19 protein-coding genes and 4 pseudogenes are annotated in these 20,251 nt (G+C 73.5%); 13 read left to right on the forward strand and 10 right to left on the reverse strand.

Annotation, left to right across the window (positions count from 1 at the left end; genetic code table 11):
- Positions 1-956, forward strand: a pseudogene (locus tag KPL57_RS16910) (FGGY-family carbohydrate kinase); the annotation flags it as partial.
- Positions 953-1,861 (forward strand): annotated as a pseudogene (locus KPL57_RS16915) (FAD-dependent oxidoreductase); the annotation flags it as partial. The pseudogenes KPL57_RS16910 and KPL57_RS16915, both read left to right, overlap by 4 nt.
- A gap of 34 nt (positions 1,862-1,895) precedes the next feature.
- Here the strand turns inward: KPL57_RS16915 and KPL57_RS16920 are convergent.
- Positions 1,896-2,693, reverse strand: coding sequence for a transposase family protein (locus KPL57_RS16920; protein WP_226350737.1), 798 nt, complete (start codon positions 2,691-2,693; stop codon positions 1,896-1,898).
- 111 nt (positions 2,694-2,804) lie between these two features.
- Here KPL57_RS16920 and KPL57_RS16925 point away from each other — a divergent pair.
- A pseudogene (locus KPL57_RS16925) lies at positions 2,805-3,323 on the forward strand (Si-specific NAD(P)(+) transhydrogenase); the annotation flags it as partial.
- Position 3,324: 1 nt separating this feature from the next.
- Here KPL57_RS16925 and KPL57_RS16930 read toward each other — a convergent pair.
- Positions 3,325-4,308, reverse strand: a complete 984-nt coding sequence (locus KPL57_RS16930; protein ID WP_226352348.1) for a M23 family metallopeptidase — start codon at positions 4,306-4,308, stop codon at positions 3,325-3,327.
- A gap of 661 nt (positions 4,309-4,969) precedes the next feature.
- Here KPL57_RS16930 and KPL57_RS16935 point away from each other — a divergent pair.
- From KPL57_RS16935 to KPL57_RS16965, 7 genes and pseudogenes are all read left to right on the forward strand, one after another.
- A pseudogene (locus tag KPL57_RS16935) lies at positions 4,970-5,626 on the forward strand (GDSL-type esterase/lipase family protein); the annotation flags it as partial.
- Positions 5,627-5,737: 111 nt separating this feature from the next.
- Entirely contained in the window at positions 5,738-6,571 is an 834-nt protein-coding gene (locus KPL57_RS16940) for a glycerophosphodiester phosphodiesterase family protein (protein WP_226352349.1), read from the forward strand.
- 49 nt (positions 6,572-6,620) lie between these two features.
- Positions 6,621-7,862, forward strand: a complete 1,242-nt coding sequence (locus KPL57_RS16945; protein WP_226352350.1) for a histidine kinase — start codon at positions 6,621-6,623, stop codon at positions 7,860-7,862.
- A complete protein-coding gene (locus KPL57_RS16950) occupies positions 7,859-8,506 on the forward strand; it encodes a response regulator transcription factor (RefSeq protein WP_226352351.1) in 648 nt (215 codons plus the stop codon). The genes KPL57_RS16945 and KPL57_RS16950 overlap by 4 nt, the downstream gene beginning before the upstream one ends.
- 88 nt (positions 8,507-8,594) lie before the next feature.
- A complete protein-coding gene (locus KPL57_RS16955) occupies positions 8,595-9,323 on the forward strand; it encodes an ATP-binding cassette domain-containing protein (protein ID WP_226352352.1) in 729 nt (242 codons plus the stop codon).
- Positions 9,320-9,910: a hypothetical protein gene (locus KPL57_RS16960; RefSeq protein WP_226352353.1), complete on the forward strand. Its 591-nt coding sequence runs from the start codon at positions 9,320-9,322 to the stop codon at positions 9,908-9,910. The genes KPL57_RS16955 and KPL57_RS16960 overlap by 4 nt, the downstream gene beginning before the upstream one ends.
- Positions 9,871-10,668, forward strand: coding sequence for a hypothetical protein (locus tag KPL57_RS16965; protein ID WP_226352354.1), 798 nt, complete (start codon positions 9,871-9,873; stop codon positions 10,666-10,668). The genes KPL57_RS16960 and KPL57_RS16965 overlap by 40 nt, the downstream gene beginning before the upstream one ends.
- Before the next feature lie 100 nt (positions 10,669-10,768).
- On the opposite strand, the gene KPL57_RS16970 is transcribed toward KPL57_RS16965, so the two are convergent.
- Positions 10,769-11,974 (reverse strand): RtcB family protein, encoded by a 1,206-nt coding sequence (locus tag KPL57_RS16970; protein WP_226352355.1) that lies wholly within the window; start codon positions 11,972-11,974, stop codon positions 10,769-10,771.
- 177 nt (positions 11,975-12,151) lie between these two features.
- Between KPL57_RS16970 and KPL57_RS16975 the strand changes: the two genes are divergently transcribed.
- Positions 12,152-12,619, forward strand: a complete 468-nt coding sequence (locus KPL57_RS16975) for a hypothetical protein (RefSeq protein ID WP_043279148.1) — start codon at positions 12,152-12,154, stop codon at positions 12,617-12,619.
- On the opposite strand, the gene KPL57_RS16980 is transcribed toward KPL57_RS16975, so the two are convergent.
- Both KPL57_RS16980 and KPL57_RS16985 read right to left on the reverse strand, forming a co-directional pair.
- A complete protein-coding gene (locus tag KPL57_RS16980) occupies positions 12,595-12,990 on the reverse strand; it encodes a YkvA family protein (protein ID WP_020624642.1) in 396 nt (131 codons plus the stop codon). The two genes, KPL57_RS16975 and KPL57_RS16980, sit on opposite strands and share 25 nt — an antisense overlap.
- 110 nt (positions 12,991-13,100) lie before the next feature.
- A complete protein-coding gene (locus tag KPL57_RS16985) occupies positions 13,101-13,544 on the reverse strand; it encodes a CBS domain-containing protein (RefSeq protein WP_226352356.1) in 444 nt (147 codons plus the stop codon).
- Positions 13,545-13,664: 120 nt separating this feature from the next.
- Between KPL57_RS16985 and KPL57_RS16990 the strand changes: the two genes are divergently transcribed.
- Positions 13,665-14,162, forward strand: a complete 498-nt coding sequence (locus tag KPL57_RS16990; protein WP_226352357.1) for a MarR family winged helix-turn-helix transcriptional regulator — start codon at positions 13,665-13,667, stop codon at positions 14,160-14,162.
- A gap of 99 nt (positions 14,163-14,261) precedes the next feature.
- On the opposite strand, the gene KPL57_RS16995 is transcribed toward KPL57_RS16990, so the two are convergent.
- Complete coding sequence (locus KPL57_RS16995) at positions 14,262-14,597, reverse strand: hypothetical protein (RefSeq protein ID WP_226352358.1); 336 nt, start codon at positions 14,595-14,597, stop codon at positions 14,262-14,264.
- A 186-nt stretch (positions 14,598-14,783) separates the two neighbouring features.
- On the opposite strand from KPL57_RS16995, the gene KPL57_RS17000 reads away from it, so the two are divergent.
- Positions 14,784-15,587 carry a PadR family transcriptional regulator gene (locus tag KPL57_RS17000; RefSeq protein WP_226352359.1) on the forward strand — a complete coding sequence of 268 codons (804 nt, stop codon included), beginning with the start codon at positions 14,784-14,786 and terminating at the stop codon, positions 15,585-15,587.
- Between the two features lie 90 nt (positions 15,588-15,677).
- Here KPL57_RS17000 and KPL57_RS17005 read toward each other — a convergent pair whose 3' ends face one another.
- The 4 genes from KPL57_RS17005 to KPL57_RS17020 form a co-directional block, all read right to left on the reverse strand.
- Positions 15,678-16,976 carry a nitrate/nitrite transporter gene (locus tag KPL57_RS17005; RefSeq protein WP_226352360.1) on the reverse strand — a complete coding sequence of 433 codons (1,299 nt, stop codon included), beginning with the start codon at positions 16,974-16,976 and terminating at the stop codon, positions 15,678-15,680.
- 682 nt (positions 16,977-17,658) lie between these two features.
- On the reverse strand, positions 17,659-18,423 hold the full coding sequence (locus KPL57_RS17010; protein ID WP_226350834.1) for a transposase family protein: 765 nt from the start codon (positions 18,421-18,423) through the stop codon (positions 17,659-17,661).
- Between the two features lie 275 nt (positions 18,424-18,698).
- Entirely contained in the window at positions 18,699-19,277 is a 579-nt protein-coding gene (locus tag KPL57_RS17015; RefSeq protein WP_374203737.1) for an IS5 family transposase, read from the reverse strand.
- Positions 19,278-19,304: 27 nt separating this feature from the next.
- Positions 19,305-19,808, reverse strand: a complete 504-nt coding sequence (locus KPL57_RS17020; protein ID WP_226352361.1) for a hypothetical protein — start codon at positions 19,806-19,808, stop codon at positions 19,305-19,307.
- Positions 19,809-20,251: the final 443 nt, after the last annotated feature.

Consider the following 20,251-nt stretch of genomic DNA (forward strand, 5'->3'; position numbering starts at 1 on the left):
CCCCGGGCATCACGCTGCCCCGGCGTGCTGTGGCCGACCGAGGGTCGCCGGGCGGGTGACCGCGGCGGCGGCCGCCGCGAAACCGGTCTGCCGGAGGGGCTGCCGGTCACCGCCGGCACCGTCGACGCGTGGGCCGAGGCCACCAGCGCCGGCGTCACCGGCGCCGGGGAGGTGATGGTCATGTACGGGACGACGATGTTCCTCATCGAGGTCATCGACCGTCCGCACCCGCACCCGGCGATGTGGACGACCCGCGGCGTCGAACCGGGGTCGTTCACCCTGGCCGCCGGGATGGCGACCTCCGGGCGATCACGAACTGGCTGCGCGACCTCACCGGGGAGGGGTTCACCGAGCTCGTCGCCGAGGCCGCCGAGGTGCCCCCGGGCAGCGGCGGGCTGCTGCTGCTCCCCTACTTCGCCGGGGAACGGACCCCGCTGTTCGACCCGGACGCCCGCGGCGTCCTCGCCGGGCTGACCACCGGGCACACCCGCGGCGAGGTCTACCGGGCCGCGCTGGAGGGCATCGCGCACGGCGTGCGGCACAACCTGGAGGTCATGCGGTCCGCGGGCGGCGGCACGAAGCGCCTGGTCGCCGTGGGCGGCGGGGTGCAGGGCGGGCTGTGGACCCGGATCGTCACCGACGTGACCGGGGTCCCGCAGGACGTGCCGGAGCAGACCGTCGGCGCCGCGCTCGGCGACGCGTGGCTGGCCGCCGTCGCGACCGGGGCCGAGCCGCGGCTGCGCGACTGGAACCCGGTCGCCCGCACGATCGAGCCGGACCCGGCGGCCCGCGAGGTGTACGACCGCTTCCACCCGCACTACCGCTCGCTCTACACCGCCACCCGGGAGACCGCGCACTTCTCGCCGACGAGCGGAGACGCTCCTACCGGCCGTGACACGCTGTTCACACCCGCACGGTTGCCGCGCGGCACCCCGACCACCACGCTGTGCGGGTGAGTGCCGACGAGTCACCCGCCCACGACTACGACCTGCTGGTGATCGGCTCCGGTCCCGGCGGGCAGAAGGCCGCGATCGCCGCGGCGAAGCTGGGGAAGCGGGTGGCGATCGCCGACCGCGGCCACATGATGGGTGGCGTCTGCGTCAACACCGGCACCATCCCGTCGAAGACGCTGCGCGAGGCGGTGCTGTACCTGTCCGGGTTCAGCCAGCGCGAGATGTACGGCGCCAGCTACCGGGTCAAGTCCGAGATCACCATCGACGACCTGCTGGCCCGCACCCGGCACGTGATCGGCCGGGAGACCGAGATCGTCCGCAACCAGCTGCTGCGCAACCACGTCGACATCCTTACCGGGACGGCGCGCTTCGCCGACCCGCACACCGTCGTCGTCGAGGGGTCGGGGCGGGGTGACCACAACCAGGTCACCGCCTCGCACTTCGTGGTCGCGACCGGGACCCGCACGGCCCGGCCGGACACCGTCGCGTTCGACGGCGAGCGGGTCGTCGACTCCGACCAGGTGCTGCAGCTCGGCCGGGTGCCGGGCTCGATGGTCGTCGTCGGGGCGGGGGTCATCGGCATCGAGTACGCCTCGATGTTCGCCGCGCTCGGCACCCGGGTGACCGTGGTGGAGAAGCGGGACTCGATGCTCGGCTTCTGTGACCCGGAGGTCGTGGAGTCGCTGAAGTTCCACCTGCGGGACTCGGCGGTCACCTTCCGGTTCGGCGAGGAGGTGTCCTCGGTCGAGGTGAACGGCCGCGGCACGGTGACCAGCCTGGCCAGCGGCAAGAAGATCCCGGCCGACATGGTCATGTACTCGGCGGGCCGGCAGGGCATGACCGAGGAGCTGGGCCTGGACGCCGCGGGCATCCAGGCCGACGACCGGGGCCGCATCGAGGTCGACAAGCAGTGAGCCTTTTTCAACCTGACGTTTGTGCTGGTCAGGTAGCTGTGATCATGAGGGTCTGGACCGCGGCGACGAGCTGGGTGGCCTGGTTGGGGCTGGAGCGGATCTTGCGGAGGATCTTCCAGTTCTTCAGCTCGGCGTTGACCCGTTCACCGGGTGCCCGTCGTCGGGCGTGGGCGGCGTTGACCGCTTTCTGATTCGCTGACAGGGGCCGGTACCGGCCGGTGTCGAGGTCGCGGCGGCGGCGTCGGTGGGGGACGGTGATCGCGGGCCCGCCGCCTTGGTAGGCGGTGTCAGCGATCGCCCGCACCCCGGCGGTGTTGACCGCGTCGATGATCCCGTGGGCGCGGGCGGCACCCATGTCGTGCCGGGCTCCGGGTAGCGGTGGGGAGATCCACACCAGCCTGCCGACGGGGTCGGCGATGACCTGCACGTTCAGGCCGTGGCACTTGTGTTTGCCGGAGTAGAACGCCCGGTCGTAGCCGGATGTCATGCCGACCCGGTCGATACGCAGCAGCGTGCCGTCCAGGATCACGAACGCCTTCCCAGCGGCGACGGTGATGGCCTGTTCCAGGGTCGGGGCGAGCGCGGCGAGCAGACCGATCGCCTCGGTCAGGTACCGGTACACCGTCGCGGTGCTCACCGCGAACCCGCAGGCCAGGGCAGCGTAGGTCTCGCCCTTACGCAGGTAGGCGAGCACCAGCAAGGCCTGCCGACCGGCTGAGAGCCGGCGCCAGCGTGTTCCACGCTGACGCCGATGCCCCCGGAGAAGATCAGCAAGATCACGGACGCTACGGCTGGACACGTTCATCCCGGATGGGTAGGACAGCACACGGGGCTCCTGGCAGACGACGGTTCGACACCCATCCGTCTACCAGGAGCCCCACCCCGGCCGGCCTTCACGCCCCTGACCAGCACAAACGTCAGGTTGAAAAAGGCTCAGTACCGGACCTCGGTCGAGCACATCGCGGCGGTCGGCGACGTGATCGGGTTCCCGGCGCTGGCGTCGACGAGCATGGACCAGGGCCGCCTGGCGGCCTACCACCTGTTCGACGAGCCGGTCCGCGAGCTGCACGAGCTGCAGCCGATCGGCATCTACACGATCCCGGAGATCTCGTTCTGCGGGCGGACCGAGGCCGAGCTGACCGCGGCGGCGATCCCGTACGAGACCGGGCTGTCCCGCTACCGCGAGCTCGCCCGCGGCGCGATCGTCGGCGACTCCTACGGCATGCTCAAGCTGCTGGTGTCGCCCGAGGACCGCCGGCTGCTCGGGGTGCACGTGTTCGGCACCAACGCCACCGACCTCGTGCACATCGGGCAGGCCATCATGGGCTGCGGCGGGACGGTGGACTACCTCGTCGACACCGTCCTGAACTACCCGACGCTGTCGGAGGCCTACAAGGTCGCCGCGCTGGACGCGACGAACAAGATCCGGGCGCTGGAGGCGGTCCAGAGCTCGTGACTCAGGTGTAGCGGAACCCGTTCGCGTCGAGCCACGGCTTGGGGTTGATCTTGGTTCCGCTCGGGTCCATGACCTCGATGTGCAGGTGCGGGCCGGTGGACTGGCCGCGGTTGCCGACCTCGGCGATCTGCTGGCCCGCCGCCACCTTCTGGCCGACCGAGACCAGCGAGCGGTTGATGTGGCCGTAGACGGTGACCGTGCCGTCGGCGTGCCGGACCCGGACCCACATGCCGAACCCGCTGGCCGGGCCGGAGCTGATGACGGTGCCGGCGAGCGGCACGTGGATCGGGGTACCGATCGGCGCGGCGATGTCGAGCCCCATGTGCTGGGTGCCCCAGCGGGATCCGAAGCCCGAGGTGACCCGGCCGGTCACGATCGACACCGCACCGCCCGCGGACGCGGACTGCAGCGCGCCGGTGGCGCCCGCGGCGCGGGCGGCCTCCACCGCCCGGGCGCGCTCCTCGGCGGCCTTGCGGACCTGGTCGACCGAGGCGGTGGCGGCCTGGACCGCGGAGGCGGCCCTGGCACGGCCGGCGTCCGCGGCGGCGACGGTGCGCGCGGCCGCGGAGGGGGCGGCGGCCGGGGCGGCGAGCGAGGCGATGGTGGCCGGGTCCGCGATCGGGGAGGTCGCGGTGTCCGCGGCGGGCCGGGGCGCGGGCACCGCGGCGGCAAGGGCGGCGTCCTGGTTCGACACGGACGACGATCCCGCCGCGTCGAACCAGGACGTCACGGTCCCGGGCAGGTCGCCGGAGCCGACGGTCGCATGGGCGGTGGCCGCGATGCCGCCCACCGCGACGACGGCGGCGGCGATCCGGGTGGACGCCGACCAGCGCGAACCGTCCTCGGTCCGGATGTCACGGGCACGCCGGACGTAGGGACCTGCGGGGAACGAGCCGACCGGGGCCCCGATCCCGGCCACCGCGAGCTGCGGGGCCGGGATCGCGAGGCTCGTCCGACGGCTCCGGGGGGAGCGATGCCGTGCCACGACGATTCCTTCCGGATCGCGGAACGGCGGACAACCCGTGGGGAGCGGGCGGCCCCCTGGGGAGAAGCCGCGTCCGGTTCGTGACCGTTCCGTGATCTGATTCCGACGCTAGCCGGACGCACCGGACGGACAAACCCGAACGGGTGATCACGAGACCGACGGGACGTTGCGGGCGGTGAGCGGACGAGGCCGGCCACTCGCCCCGGCCACCTGCCGTTCACCGTGCCGCCGATCCGGTCGGTCCACCTCGGACAGGGCCCTGAGCTGGATTTTCCGCCTGTAGTGCGCCGGGGTCGAGTGGTCGTGGCCGGGCATGGCGCCTTGGGCGCACTCACCCACAGTGATGACGCGTGCGCGGCGGCTCCGCGGCGTGTCGTCCGCGGACGCGGCCCGGCCGGGACCCGTTCGGCGCACCTCGTCGTCGACGGCGCGTGCACCCCCTCACCCGGTGCCCGGATTGCCGCAGGGGTGCCGCCGGGGTTGTCTGAACGGGTGCGCCGCCTCCTGGTCCCCCTGCTGACGTGCGCGTTGCTGGTCGTCCTGGCGCCGGCGGCACTCGCCGACCCGGCACCGGCCGTCGCGACCGCGGCCCCCGTCCGGTACGTCGCGCTCGGCGACTCCTACCTACGCGCGGGGTCGGGGCCCGGCCGGACCCGGCCACCGGCGACTGCCGGCGCAGCGCCGCGTCCTACCCGCGCTGTGGGCGGCCCGCCACGACCCGGCGTCGTTCGTCAGCGTCGCGTGCAGCGGCGCCACCAGCGGCGAGGTGATCGCCCGGCAGGTGCGCACGGTCTCCGCCGACACCACCCTGGTGACGATCACCGTCGGCGGCAACGACACCGGGGTTCGGGCCGATCCTGGCCGTCTGCAGCACCGCCCGCGACGACGAGACCTGCCTGCGCGCCATCCGGGGCGGGGAGCGCGCCGCCCGCTGGATCGCTCCCGGCGGGCTGATCTCGACGATCGTCGGTGTCCGGCTGCAGGCCCCCGGGGCGAAGATCCTGGTCCTGGGCTACCCGCGACGACTGTCGAGCCGGGCCCCGACTGCGACGTCCCCGGCGTCCCGAACGCCGTCCGCCGGGAGGCGCTGAACCGGGCCGCCGACACCCTCGACGCCGCCCTCGCCGACGCGGCCGGACGCTTCCGGGGCCAGTTCGTCGACGTCCGCGCCGCGTTCGCCGGACACGGGGTCTGCTCCGCCGCCGACCCGTGGATCACTCCCCCGCCGGCGTCGGCCCCGGCGATTTACCACCCGACCCCCCAGGGTTACCGCGACGGTTACCTGCCCGCGTTCGAGGCGGCCGTCACCCGACCCTGACCACCAGGTCCTCGCCGGGTCGTCCACCGGAGGACACTCGCGCGACACCGGCCGGACCGGCCGCGCCACGATGGTTCCCAGGTACCGCCCCCGATCCTGAGGACTCACCTCGTGCGACGCCTGCTCGGTACCCTTCTCGTCCCCGCCGCCCTCCTCGCGACAGCCACGGTCGCCCTCGCCGACACCGACCGTCCCCGGACCGGCCCGGAGGTCGTCGCGCACGCGGCGCCTCCGCCGACGCCCCGGAGAACACCCTCGCCGCCCCGACGAGGCGCTGGCCCAGCGGCCGACGCCGTCGAGGTCGACGTCCAGCGCACCGCCGACGGCCACCTCGTGCTCGTCCACGACGCCACGCTCGCCCGCACCACCGACGTCGAACGGGTCTTCCCCACCCGCGCCCTGGCGCCCGTCGGCACGTTCACCCTCGCCGAGCTGCGCCGCCTCGACGCCGGGTCGTGGTTCTCCCCCGCCTTCGCCGGGGAGCGCGTGCCGACCCTCGCCGAGTTCGCCGACCGGCTCCGCGGCCGCGCGGACCTGCTGGTCGAGCTGAAGGACCCGGCGCGGTACCCGGGTGTGGAGAAGGAGGTCGCCTACGAGGTCGACGGCCTCCGCTCCGGCGTCGTCGTGCAGTCCTTCGACCACGACGCGATGCGCCGCTTCGCCGAGGCCGCCCCGGAGATCCCGGCCGGATGGCTGTTCGGCGGGCGCCCGACCACGGCGCAGCTCGACGACGCCGCCGCGCACGGGGTCACCCAGATCAACCCGTCGTTCCGGGTCGTCGACGCCGCCCTGGTCGCCGAGGTCCGGGCCCGCGGGATGCAGACCGGGGTCTACACGGTCAACGACACCGACGACATGCGGCAGGTCGCGGCCACCGGGGTGGACCGGATCATCACCGACCGGCCCGGGTGCTGCGGAAGGTCCTCGCCGGCTGAATCCTGGTGATCGTCGGTGTCCCGTGGTGCACTGACGCGATCCCGGGAGGAGGTGGCCGGTGCGAAGGATCCCGCTGCTGGACGTCGGCCTGGCCGCGGCCGGACTGGTGTGCACGCTGGCCGAGTGGGCCCAGTGGTGGACGTGGGGGGCGACCGCCTACCTCGTCCAGGCGCTCGTCGCGACCGGTCTGACCGCCGCCCTCGCGGTGCGCCGGCGGCACCTCACCGGTTCCGCGGTGGCCACCGCGGTGCTGCTGGGAGTGCTGGCCCTGAACTTCTGGTCCGCACCGGTCGGCATGGGGGTGTCGCCGCTGCTGCTCTGCGCGCCGCTGACCGTCGTCGCGGTGACCCGCTACTGCCGCCGGCGCGGGTGGGGCGTGGTCGCCGTCGCCGTGGCACTGGCCGGGATCCCGGTCAGCCCGGCGCTGCAGTTGTTCAGGGCGGGGCAGGGGCTGCAGCCCTTCGAGCGGCTCGGGGAGCTCGCGCCGATGATCGCCGTGCACGTGCTGGTGATCGCGGTGGCCTACCTGTGGGCGCTGCGCCAACGTGAGGTCGCCGACCGGCACACCGCCGAGCTCGCCGAGGTCCGGGCGCGGGCGCTGGCCCACGCAGAGCTCGTCGCCGCCCACGACCGGAACCGGATCGCGGCCGACGTGCACGACATCGTCGCCCACACCGTCGCGTTGATCCGGGTCGAGGCCGCGACCGGCCTGTGCATCGCCGAGGACGAGCCGGAGCACGCCGTCCGGGCCCTGGCCACGATCAAGGACGCCGCCGGGGAGGCGATGGCCGAGCTGCGCACGCTGGTCGGCCTGCTCCGTTCCCCCGCCGCCGCCGACCTCGTCCCGGGCGGGACACGGACCGCCGTCCCGGCCCTGCTCGACCGGATCCGGGACACCGGCCTCCTCCTCGACGCCGACGTGCCCGACGACGAGGGACTCGCCCACGTCGACGCGCTGCTCGGCCCGGCCACCTCGCTCGTCGCGGTGCGGGTCCTGCAGGAGGGACTGACCAACGCGGTCAAGCACGGTGACCGTGCCCGGCCGGTGACCGCCGCCCTGTACGCCGACGGCGGTGGCGGCGGAGTGCGGGTGGAGGTCCGCAACCGCCCGGGCACGGCGGTGGGAGGCTCGGGGCACGGTCTCGCCGGGATGCGCCAACGGGTCGCCGCGGTCGGTGGCCGGGTCACCGTGCACGCCGACGACCACGAGCACGTCCTCGCGGTGTGGCTGCCCCCGGCCGGCACACCCCACGCGGCGCCGGCCGGGCCCGACGCACCGGTCGCGAGCGGCACCCGATGATCCGGGTCGCCGTCGTCGACGACCAGCCGCTGCTGGCCTCGGCGTTCGCCGCCTTCCTCGACCGGCGACCGGGCATCACCGTCGTCGGCACCGCGCACGACGGCGCCCAGGCCCTCGAGCTGTGCCGGCAGCACGATGTCGACGTCGTGCTGATGGACCTGCGGATGCCGGTGCTCGACGGCGTCGAGGCGACCCGACGGCTGACCTCCCGCGGGGAACGGCCACGGGTGCTGGTGCTGACCACGTTCGACGTCGACGAGTTCGTCGTCGCGGCGGCCCGGGCCGGGGCACGGGGTTACCTGCTCAAGGACGCCGAGCCGGCCGAGCTGGTCGCCGCGGTGCGGGCGGTCCACGAGGGCCGGGCTGTGCTGGGCGGTGGGACCGAGCCCTCGGAGCTGCTCCGCGCCCGGCTCGGCGCGCCCCGGGGCGCGCCGGCACCCGGGCCGGACCCGCTGGCGCCGCTGTCCGCGCGCGAGCAGGAGGTGCTCGGGGAGATCGCCGCCGGTGCCAGCAACGCCGAGATCGCCGAGCGCCTGCACATCGCGGAGACGACGGTGAAGACCCACGTCGGGAACCTGCTCACCAAGCTCGGCTGTCGCGACCGGGTGGCGCTCGTCGTGCTCGCCCACACCACGGCGCGCTGACCCCGTCCTCCCCCGGGAGGAGCCGGGGGCCCTGGACCGTCCCACGGGAGGAGGCGGCGGCCCGCAGCCGGCGATGACACTGCGCGCCATGGGAATCCACGTCACGCCCGCCGTCCGCTGTGACGACGTGTCGGTCGTCCTCGGCCGCCGACGGGTGCTGGACGGGCTGTCGCTGCAGGTCCGGCCGGGCACCGTCTACGCGTTGCTCGGCCGCAACGGCGCCGGCAAGTCCACCACGTTCCGGGTGCTGCTCGGTCTGCGCCGGCCGCGGTCGGGCTCGGTCGCGCTGTTCGGCGAGCCGTGGCGGCGCACGATGCTGGCGCGGGTCGGGGCGACCCTCGACGGTCCGGCGCTCTACGGCCATCTGTCCGCCGCGGAGAACCTGCGGGTGCACGCCCTGCTCACCGGCACCTCCCGGAGCCGGGTCGAGGAGGTGCTCGACCTCGTCGGGCTCTCCGGCACCGGCCGTCGTCGGACGTCGCGGTTCTCCACCGGGATGCGGACCCGGCTCGCCGTCGGGGTCGCCCTGCTCACCGACCCCGAGCTGCTGCTGCTCGACGAACCGCAGAACGGGCTGGACCCGGAGGGCGTCGTCGAGCTGCGGGAGCTGATCCGCGGTCTCGCCGCGCGGGGCCGGACCGTGCTGCTGTCCTCCCACCAGCTCGGCGAGGTGGCCCGCACCGCCGACGACGTGGGCGTCCTGTCCGGCGGGCGGCTCGTGCACGAGGGGCCGCTGGCCCGCCTCGCGCCCGACGGCGAGCTGGAACGCGCCTACTTCGCCCTGACCCGCGGGACCGGGCCGGAGGTGCCGGCGTGAGCGTGCTGCAGGCGGAGCTGCTGCGGACCCGGCGCAGCACCCCCGCGTACCTGCTGTGGGTGGGGCCGGTCGTCGCGCTGCTGTCGGTCGCCGGACAGCTGCTGGTGTCACGACAGCGGAGCTGGTCGTCGCTGCTGATGTGGCACGTCGGGTACGTCACCGCGTTCGCGGCGGTCCTGGTCGCGCTGCTGGTGGCGTTCGTCGAGCGGCGGGAGCGGCGCTCACGCGGCGGCGGGACCGGGTGGCGGGCAACCCGGCCGTCGGCGACGCGGGCGGCCCGGCTCGTCGTCCTGGCGGGGCTGTCGCTGGTGACGTCGCTGCTGGTGTTCCTGCCCTACGCACCCGCCGGGATGCTGCTCGGGTTCGGCGCCGCACCGGTGGGGGTGCTCGCCTCGGCGGCGTTGCTGGTGTGGGCGGGGGGCCTGTGCTGGCTGGTCGCGGCGACGGCGGCGGCCCGCCTGCTCGGGCCGTGGCCGGTCGTCGGGCTGGGTGTCGTCTGGCAGGTGGTGGGGGGACCGTGTCCGCGGAGTCCGACACATGGTGGCTCGTGCCGCCGGCCTGGGCGGTGCGCCCGGTGCTGCCGCTGATCGGCGTCCACTTCAACGGAGTCCCGCTGGAACCGGGCTCGCCGGTGTGGTCGCTGCCGTGGTGGCCGCCGGTGCTCGCCTCGGCGCTGCTGGCGGCGGTCCTCGTTCCGGCGGCGGTGGCAGGCCCGGTCCGGACCGGCCCGGTCACCGGGATCGCGACGTCACTGCGCCGCACCGCGATCGGCCCGCTGGCCGGGGCAGTGTTGCTCGTGCTGGTCGCGGTGGCGGTGGTGTACCCGGTGCAGCGGGTGGTGGCGGTCTTCGGGCTCGCCGTCCTGCCCGGTGGCTCGGCCGCGCGGGCGATCCTGGCGTGGCAGGCACAGGAACCGGCGTGGCGGGTGGTGCTCACCCGCGGCGCCCGCGCACCGCGGGACCTGCTCGCCGTGCTGGGAGCGGTGGTGGTCGTCGTGACGGTGGTGGTGGCAGGTCTGCTCGTCGTGGCCGGCGCCCCGGGCGGGGACGCGGCGCTGCATCTGGCCGTCGCCGTTCCGCTCGGGTGGGCGGTGCTGGCGGTGACGTTGTGGTTACAGGTGCGGCTGCACGTCGCGGTCGCGGCGGTGGCCGGGCTGCTCGGCATCACCGGTGGGCTGCTGTTCGGCGGGAGCGTCCTGGCCGCGACGCCGTTGTGGCTGGCCGGGCCCATGGCCTGGACCCTCTCCGCCGCGACGCCGGACCGGGCCGTCCTCGCGGTGGCGGTGTCGCTGGCGGTCGCCGTCGTGACGGGCACCGGCTTCGTCCGGACCGCATCGCGCGGATGAGACCGCGGCGGGCCGTCACGGTCCCAGGTCACCCACGACGGTGGCGGCGGCGGGACCGGATGGCCCCGCCGCCGTCGTCAGCACCGTCTCAGGGCCGTCGTCAGCCCTTCACGCACAGCACCGTGCGCAGCCGGTGCTCCACCCGGACCAGATCGGTCTGCTGCGCCATGACCGTGTCGAGGTCCTTGTACGCGCCGGGGATCTCGTCGATCACACCGGCGTCCTTGCGGCACTCGACGCCCTCGGTCTGGGCCTGCAGGTCGGCGACCGAGAACTGCCGGCGCGCCGCGCCCCGCGACATCCGGCGCCCGGCCCCGTGCGAGGCCGACCGGTAAGCCTGCTCGTTCCCCAGCCCGGACACGATGAACGACCCGGTGCCCATCGAGCCGGGGATGATCCCCTTGCGGCCGCCCTCGGTGGAGATGGCGCCCTTGCGGGTCACGATGAGCTCGACGCCGTCGTAGATCTCCTCGGACACGTAGTTGTGGTGGCAGGACACCTCCGGCTCGAAGCCGATCGGGCGGCCCAGCGACCGGACCAGTGCGGCCTTGAACAACTCGATCATCACCCTGCGGTTGAGCCGCGCGTACTCCTGCGCCCAGTGCAGATCGGCCCGGTAGGCGGCCATCTGCGGGGTGCCGGCGAGGAACACGGCCAGGTCGCGGTCGGGCAGCTCCTGGTTGTGCGGCAGCGCCTTGGCCTTCTCGATGTGCAGATTGGCCAGGATGTTGCCGATCCCCCGCGACCCGGAGTGCAGCATCAGCCAGACCCGGTCGTCGCCGTCGAGGCAGAGTTCCACGAAGTGATTTCCGCTCCCGAGCGAGCCGAGCTGCTGGTGCGCCTTGCCGCGCAGCTTGTCCTCACTCGTCCAGGACGCGTCGCGCAGATGGTGCAGTTGGTCGAAGCCGCGCCAGAACCCGGCCCAGTCGAGCTCGTCGTCCATCCCGAGGCGGGCCAGATCCGGGCCCTCGCGGTGCCCGGCCCGGCCGACCGGGACGTCGCGCTCGATCTGGGCGCGGACCCGCGACAGCGAGTCCGGCAGGTCGGAGGCGGTCAGGTCGGTCCGCACCGCGGACATGCCGCAGCCGATGTCGACGCCGACCGCTCCCGGCGACACGGCGTCACGCATCGCCACCACCGAGCCGACGGTCGCGCCGTAGCCCTGGTGGACGTCGGGCATGACCGCGACCCCGTGGGTCCACGGCAGTGCCGCGCAGTTGCGCAGCTGGGTCAGTGCACCCGGCTCGACGGTCTCCGGGTCCGTCCACAGACGAACCGGCGCCGCGGTGCCGGTGAGGGTGTACACGCCTCGTCTCCTTCTCGTTCGTCCCGCGGCCGTGTGCCACGGGAGGAACGAGGATCGCCGACCGAGGGTGTCCCCGGCGAGCCGGTTTCGCAGGCCACGACATCCACCTCACACCCCGCGACCTAGACTTCACTCACGGATCGGGCACCGTCCCGGCCGGTGAGCGGAGGATCGGGGATGACGGCTGTACGGCGGCCAGGACTGCTCGTCCCGGCGGTACTGGCCCTGCTCCTGGTGGCGGGCTGCGGCAGCTCGCTGGCGACCCAGCCGAGCTCGTCCCGCCCGGTCACCACGACCCAGAACCGTCCCTCCAGCCCGTTCTGCGACGCCGTCGAGGCCAGCCGCACCGCGACCCAGCCGTTCAGCGGGGTGGGCATCGGCCGTTCGATCTCCGACGTCGGCGAGGTCACCGCGAACGTGCGGCGGGCGAACCAGCAGGTCACCTCGCTCGCACCGCAGGAGATCCGCGCGGACTTCGAACGGGTGGACCAGCTCGTCGAGCGTCAGCTGGCGCTGCTGGAGGCCAACGGCGGGGACACCCTCGCCGTCGCCCGCGACCCGGGGATCGCCCAGGAACGGACGGACCCGGAGTACCAGGCCGCCGCACAGCGGATCCGGGACTACGTCCGGTCGACCTGCACCTGACCGTCGACGACCGCCGGTGCGGTCCGCCGCCACCCGAGGTAGCGGTCGGCCTCGACCAGCAGCGCCCCACCCAGCCACATCGCGACGATCGCGTCGTCGCCGAGGCCGAACACGGTCAGGAACGCCTCGGGCACCAGGTCGACCGGCGACACCAGGTAGGCCAGCGCGGCGAGGAACAGGGCGACCCGGCCCCTGCCCAGGTGCGGGTAGGTGCCGCGCCAGGCGTCGCCGACCATGGCGGGCAGCGCCCGGAACCGTTCGACGGGTCCGGGCTCGCCGGGGCGGCCGCGACGGGTGAGGGCACGGAAGAGCGTCGCGAACGCGGCCGTGCGGCCGGCGCGGCGACCTGCGGTGGCACTCGCTGCAGTCATGTCCGGTCCAACGCACGGCTCGCCCCGGTCGTTCCCGGCGAAACGGTCAGGTCACACCGGGGACGACCGGGGCGGTCGTGCGGTCCAGGGTCAGTGCGAGCCAGTGCGGGTCAGTGCGAGGCCAGGTAGATGTCGCGCAGCACCCCGGCCTCGGTGCTCATCTCGGCCAGCCGCTGCTTGACGACGTCACCGATGCTGATCATCCCGACGAGCCGTCCGCCGTCGACGACGGGCAGGTGGCGGTGCCGCCAGCGGTTCATCAGCCCCATGGCGTCGGCGAGCGAGTCCTCCGGCGAGCAGGTCACGACGTGCCGGCTCATGACGTCGCCGACGGTGAGGTCGAGCAGGCCGGCGCCGTCGGTGGCGAGCCGGCGCACGATGTCGCGTTCGGAGACGATGCCGTCGACGCGTTCCCGACGGCCGTCGTCGGAGACGACGAGCGCGCCGATCGCCGGCGGGCCGGCGAGCCGGGTCGCGGCCTCGGCGATGGTGTTCCACGACAACACGGTCTGCACCGTGTCGCCCTTGATCCGCAGGATGTCCGACACCTTCATGGAACTCTCCCTTCGACGGCCCCTATTGTTGCGCTTGCGCAGTAGTTGTGCAATGGCAAAGATTGATCGACGCAACGGTCAGTGCGGGGTAAAGATCGCTGGTGAGGGAGGTGGACGGGGATGATCGACACGGACGACCGAGATCGGGATCACCCGGACGGCGCGGCGGTGGAGGCCGGCCTGGCGCTCGCGCGCGCGTTCACCGGCATCAGCGTGCGCGCGGTGGCGGCGGCCGGGGATGCCGTGACCGTGCCCCAGCTGCGGGTCCTCATGCTGATCGCCGAGGCGGGGCAGACCAACGTCGCCGCGGTCGGGCGGGAGCTCGACGTCCACCCGTCGAACGCCACCCGCGTCCTCGTCCGTCTCGGCCGGGCCGGTCTGGTCGACCGTCGACCCGACCCGGAGGACCGACGACACCTGCTCGTCGAGCTCACCCCGGCCGGACGGGAGCTGATCGGCGAGATCGACGCCCACCGTCGCGCCGCGGTCGCCGACCTGCTGGACCGGGTGCCGCCCGAGCGACGGGCGGGTGCGGCGGAGCTGCTGAACGCGCTGGCCGACGCGGCGGGCCCGACGACGCCCCCGACCTCGGCGCACCGGACCGCCGGCCAGGGCTGAACCTGCCGGACTTCGCCCCGTTGCGGGTGTGCGCCGAGCTCGGCCGCCGCCGCCCCGCAGCGGCCCGGGTCGGACCGCGCCGCACTACCCGACTGCGACCTACCGACTGCGGCGCGGACGGCGGACCCGGCGCACCACCAGCACCGCACCCACCCCGGTCGCGACGGCGCCGCCGACATAGGGGACGGCAGCCCTGGCGATCTCCCCCGCCCGTCCGACGAGCGCCGCGCGCCGTGCCGCCAGCCCCTCGCCGAGTCGGTCCAGGCTGGCCCGCAGCTCGCGCGCGGCCGCGACGACCTGGTCGTCGCGGCCGTCGGACCGCGCGGAGAGCCGGTCCCGCAGCTGCTCGGCGGAGACCTCGCTGAGGTCGATCTCCTCGGCCGTGTCCTCCGGTGCCTCGCCGGCCGGCCCGGCCCCTGCGTCGTGACGGCCCACGACTCCCCCTCACGTCCGGCGGGCCGCCCGCCGGCCCGCCGGGACAGTGAACCCGCCACGGGCCGCCGCGCGCACCCTCAGGAGATTCGTGGGCAATCCATGTTGCATCGGCGAGCAGTCGCGATATATCGTGATGGCACACGAGCCGATCGAAGAGGGAGGCTCGCGACGAGAGGACGACGCGTCATGACCACGCGCGACATGTTCCGGAGCCCGTTCGGGCCCCGCACCCGCCGACACCCCCGGGGCCACCGCGGCGCCGGGTTCCCCTGCGGCCCGGAGGAGGCAGCCATGCACGACACCCCCGACTTTCACGGCGACGACCGTGACGACACCCGCCACGAGGGCGGACCCGGCCACCGCCGGGGCCGCACCCGCGGCCGAGGACGTGGCCCTGACGGGCGGGGCTTCGGCCCCGGCCGCGGGTTCGGCCCCGGTGGGCCGTTCGGCCCCGGCGGCCCCTTCGGCCCGGGCGGGTTCGGGCCCGGCGCCTTCGGCCCCGGGTTCGGCCCGGGTGGGCATCGCGGCCGCCGCGGCAAGCGTGCCCGCGGCGACGTGCGCACCGCGGTGCTCGCGGTCGTCGCCGACGGCCCGCGGCACGGTTACGAGATCATCCAGGAGATCACCGGTCGCTCCGGCGGGCAGTGGAAGCCGAGCCCCGGCTCGGTCTACCCGATGCTGTCCCAGCTGGAGGACGAGGGTCTGGTGCGTTCCGAGCAGACCGAGGGCCGCAGGGTCGTGCACCTGACCGAGGAGGGCACCCGGCACGTCGAGGAGCACCGCGCCGAGCTCGACGCGGTGTGGGCGCCGTTCGCCGAGGACGCCGAGGAGGCCGAGTCCGACCCGGCGAGCGGTCTGGTCACCGAGCTCGGCCGGCTCGCCGCCGCCGCGCGGCAGGTCGCCGAGGCCGGCTCCGAGGCGCAGGTCGCGTCCGCGACCGAGGCACTGACCGAGGCGCGCAAGGCGCTGTACCGGCTGCTCGCCGAGTGAGGCTCGCCGAACGAGCAGGTCGCACCGGGTGACCAGACCGCCCGGCGGGGACGGGGGCGGGACCGATCGGGTCCCGCCCCCCGTCGTCGTCTACCGGACCCGTCTCCGGCGCCGGTTGCGGCGCAGCGCCTCCCGGAGCGGCGGGACGACGGTGCCCTCGGCGGCCATGACCCGGCGGGCCTTGCGTCGCGCGAGGACGACCGCGACGGCGGTCAGTGCCCAGATCGGGAACTGCACGAGCCAGGCCAGCCGGAACGCCTCGGGGGTGTAGCCGCCGGACATGCTGAGCACGAGCCCGACCAGCAGCGTGGTGGTGAGCGAGGCGGTGAACCCGCCGACGTTGACGATCCCGACGGCGGTACCGCGCCGGTGCGCGGGGTTGGACGTCCGGGCGTAGTCGAAGCCGACCGCGGAGCAGGGGCCGTTCGCGGCGAGCACCACCACGAGCAGGACGAGCAGCCACAGCGGCGCGGGCGGCGGAACGAGCAGCACGACCGTCCACACCAGCGCGGTCGCGCCGATGACCGACAGCACGAGCCAGGACCGGCGGAGCGGGTGGCGGGCGGTGAACTCGCCGAACACCGGCCCGACGACGGCACCGACGAGGACGAGCAGGGTCAGCATCACCGACGCACCGGCGGGGCTCATCCCCTGCCCGGCGACGAGGTAGGGCACGCCCCAGAGCAGCGCGAACACCAGGCCGGAGAACTGGGTGCCGGCGTGCGACCAGAGCCCGAGCCGGGTGCCCGGGTGTGCCCAGGCGCCCGTGAGGCCGTCGAGGACCTCGCGGGGGCTGCTCGCGGGCGCCGGGGCGGGGCTGCCGGGCGGGCGGTCGCGGAACACGGCGAGCACCGCGACCGCGGCGACGACACCGATCCCGGCGGCGGACAGGAACGCCGTCGTCCAGCCGTAGGCGTGCAGGACGGTGGCGAGCGGGATCGCGGAGAGCACCTGGCCGAACTGGCCGAGCAGGGCGGTGACCTGTGTCATCAGCGGTACCCGGCGGGGCGGGAACCAGGTGGACAGCACCGACAGCACCGAGATGAAGGTCAGGGCGTCGCCGATGCCGACGAGCACCCGGGCGGCGACGGCCAGCGGCAGCGAGGTGGCGACGGCGACGAGCACCTGCGCCGCGGTCATGGTGACGGCGCCGGCGAGCACCATGGCGCGGGCGCCGAAGCGGTCGAGGAGCAGCCCGACCGGCACCTGGAGGGCGGCGTAGACGAGCAGCTGCAGGACGAGGAAGCCGGCGAGCACGGTCGGGGACGCGTCGAACCGGTCGGCCGCCTCCAGCCCGGAGACGCCGAAGGAGCTGCGTTGCAGCACCGCCACGACGTAGGCGAACAGACCGACGGACCAGACGAGGTAAGCGCGACGTGACGAGTGCATGACGGACGGCCATTCTGGTCCATCCCGGCTGTCCGGGGTGTCCTCGCGGGGTCGCGTCACACGGGGTCGGTGGTCACATGGTGACCGGGCAGCCGGTGGGGGGCTCCGGATAGGGTCGCGGTGCACGCCACGACTCGGAGGACGCCGGTGCTCGATCCCGCTCAGCTGTACCAGGTCGACCGTTACTGATTTTGTTGGACAGTGTCCGCTCCTCGTCGTTGACGTGGAGATGCCGGGGTAACGGTTGCCCGGCTGACGGATCGCCGTTCCCTGCCCGTGGGCCTGCGGTCATCGTGTGACCGGGCCGGTCGGGGGGTGCGTCCGCCGCCACGATCGGGGTGGTGCACGGCCTGGGTGGTGGTTCTCCGCTGAGCGATCCTCTGGTCGCTCGCGGGCTTCCCTACCCGTCGCCGTGCGCGGTAACCCTGACCGCGGCGCCCGATCACGACGGCCGCGGCCTCGTGTCGGGTGGCCTCGTGTTGAGGGGTGGACAGCGGCTTTCGCCAGTGTTGTGCGCCCCAGATGGAGGTGTAAGCAGGGTCGACACCCAAGAGCGTCAACCCTGCGGAGGGGACCATCGCAGCGAGTCGGTCCCGCAGCCGAGCAGTAGGTATCCCTGCAACGGTCCGCCGGAATGTTCTGCCCTTCTTCCCTCGGCCCATAGAGGCTTATTCAGGCTCCGTCAGGTAAGTGCGTAGAAGATGAGTCCGATGACTGCCGAGATCGTCGTTTTAAATGTGGCGTAGGGTCGGCGGTAGTCTGTGTGGAGAACTTTCCACGACTTGATATGGGCGATGACTCGCTCGATGGTGGCGCGTGTGCGGTTGAGGCTCTTGTTGAATGTTTTCTGCCAGTCGAGAAGTTCCCGGCCGGGTTGTTTTTTGAACGGGGTGAGCATGCCGCGCCCGATGTAGCCTTTATCGCCGATCGGTGGGTATGTGGCGAGGTGGTCGAGGGCGCCGGATTGGTCGAGGCAATGTAGGTCGTGTCGGGAGCCTGGGGTCGGGTCGGAGATCCACGACAGCTGCCCTTCCAGGGTGGCTGCGACCTGGACGACGACGCCGGTGGTGCGATGCTTGCCCGACCACAGACCTGGTACGGCGGTCCATGACCAGCAGGGCAGCAGGGTTCCGTCGATGATGTACTGCCGATCGGCACGAAGCTCCTCCGCAGTCGGAACTACACTCCGCAGCGCCTGCGCCAGCAACGGTGTCACCCCCGCGATCGCTCGACTGACCGTCGACTGCGACACCCCGTAGGTTTCCGCCAACTCCCACTGCACACGATTCCCGCGCAGATACGCCAACGTGATCACCACCGACCAGAACAATCCCAGAATCGGCGGCCAAGGCCGTCGCAGGCCAGTCGCGTTCCGCTGATCCTGCTCATGCACCAGAGCGGCAAGATCCTGAATCTCATCACGCCGAAAGCCAGTGGTATAGTACATACTGCGACAGCCCATTCATCTCGGATTGATTCGACAAACCAATCTTCGCGATGGACGGGCTGTCGCCCAACCCGACACGCCGGGCTAGATCGTTATTTCACGGGCCCTGAATAAGCCTCCCGGCATCATTGTGCCGCACAATTGAACCAGCCCACCGCGACGATGACTGACTGGTGATATCTCGTTTACGCCGGGCGAGGACACTTTTCTCCGGCGACACCCCCGCCGCCGACCGCGCGGCCAAGTCTCGACGCCTCAGAGCGTGTTTGGAAATTCTAGTGGGTTGAGGGTGTCGTGTGTTTCTGCTGGCGGGTGGCGGGGTATCCACGGGCGATGCGGCGGGTGATGGTGTTGATCGCGGCCCAGCGGATCATGGCTTCGGATGTGGTGGGGTGGCGTTCGTAGTCTCGGGCCAGGCGTCGGTGTGCGGTGAGCCAGGCCAGGGTCCGTTCGACCACCCACCTTCGTGGGAGGACGGTGAATCCGCGCTGCTCGGGTGGCTTGCGGATGATCTCGATCGTTGTCTGCAGGATCGTGGCGGCCCAGTCGAGCAGTCGCCCGGCGAAGCCGGCGTCGGCGTAGACGAACCGCACCCTGGTGCGCAGGTAGAGGTTGAGCAGGATCGGCTTGGCGCCGTCGCGGTCCTGTACCGAGGCCGAGCACACCATCGTGGTCAGCAGCAGACCGAGGGTGTCGGTCACGATGAACCGTTTCCGTCCGCCTGTCTTCTTCCCGGCGTCGTAGCCGCGGGAGTCCTGGCCGACGGTGTCGGCGCCCTTGACCGACTGGGAATCGATGATCCCCGCACTCGGCTCCGGATCACGGCCCTCGGCGATACGTAACTGCCCCCGCACGACCGGGCTGGGTCAGGCCGGGCTCGGTCACGGCGCGCTGTCGGGCACCGGCAGCAGTGCGTGGTCGGCGATCGCGGCGGTGTCGAGGTCGACCACCCGCAGACGGCGTCGTGCCGGCAGGGCCGCCGGCACGAGGTCGCCGGTCGCGGGGGTGTCGTGGCCCGCGATCCACGCGCGGACGTCGGCGGCGAGCAGCGCGGCCAGCAGGGCGTGGTCACCGGGGCCGGTCGGAGCGGCGGGGGCGGCGTCCCAGTAGGCGAGCAGGTGTGGGTGCCCGGATCCGGCCGCGGCGAGGCGGCGGGCGCGGACGTCGGCGTGCCCGGCGTCGCCGGGGTGCACGGCGGGGGGTTCGAGGATGCCGTGCCGTCCTTCGACGGCGAGCCGGAACCAGGCGGTCCCGCGCGCGGGCAGGGTGTCCAGCGCGGTCCAGGCGGCCGGTGCGGGTCCGTCCGCGACGGCGCACACCGCATCGGTGCCGGTCCCGGTCCCCGTCGCAGTGTCGGTCCCGGTCCCGGTCGCGGTGTCGGTCAAGGCCCGGGGTGTCGGTCGGGGTGTCGGTGCCGGTGCCCGTGCCGGTGGCGGCGCCGGTCCCGGCCTCGCCGGCGAGCGCGGCGGCGAGGGAGTCCAGGTCCCGGCGCCGGACCTGCATCCCCGGCCCGGCGAGCGCGGCGGCGACCGCGTCGGCCAGCGCCCCCCGCCCGGCGACGGTCACGGTGGCGGTCCGCGGCGGCGGGGTCTCGTCCAGGTAGCCGGCCGCGGCGAACGCGCCCCGCTCGGGGTCGAGCCCCGGCGGCGGCACCGGGTCGACGCCGTCGAACCAGCGGGTCAGTGCCTCGACCGTGTCGCGCGGCAGGTCGACCCCGCGCAGCCGGCCGGACGCCTCCCGCAGCGCCGAGCCCCGTCCGGGGACCTCGAAGACGCTCACGCCCGGTCGCAGTCGTTCCACTGGCACTCCCTGGTCCGTCGGTCGGTCA

This window comes from Pseudonocardia sp. ICBG601 (assembly GCF_020496245.1).

Bases quoted from the DNA above. Each gene is read 5' to 3' on its own strand.
- KPL57_RS16950 (WP_226352351.1), top strand. From the start codon at position 7,859: ATGATCCGGGTCGCCGTCGTCGACGACCAGCCGCTGCTGGCCTCGGCG.
- KPL57_RS16955 (WP_226352352.1), top strand. From the start codon at position 8,595: ATGGGAATCCACGTCACGCCCGCCGTCCGCTGTGACGACGTGTCGGTC.
- KPL57_RS16975 (WP_043279148.1), top strand. From the start codon at position 12,152: ATGACGGCTGTACGGCGGCCAGGACTGCTCGTCCCGGCGGTACTGGCC.
- KPL57_RS16980 (WP_020624642.1), bottom strand. From the start codon at position 12,990: ATGACTGCAGCGAGTGCCACCGCAGGTCGCCGCGCCGGCCGCACGGCC.
- KPL57_RS16985 (WP_226352356.1), bottom strand. From the start codon at position 13,544: ATGAAGGTGTCGGACATCCTGCGGATCAAGGGCGACACGGTGCAGACC.
- KPL57_RS16990 (WP_226352357.1), top strand. From the start codon at position 13,665: ATGATCGACACGGACGACCGAGATCGGGATCACCCGGACGGCGCGGCG.
- KPL57_RS17000 (WP_226352359.1), top strand. From the start codon at position 14,784: ATGACCACGCGCGACATGTTCCGGAGCCCGTTCGGGCCCCGCACCCGC.
- KPL57_RS17005 (WP_226352360.1), bottom strand. From the start codon at position 16,976: ATGCACTCGTCACGTCGCGCTTACCTCGTCTGGTCCGTCGGTCTGTTC.
- KPL57_RS17010 (WP_226350834.1), bottom strand. From the start codon at position 18,423: ATGTACTATACCACTGGCTTTCGGCGTGATGAGATTCAGGATCTTGCC.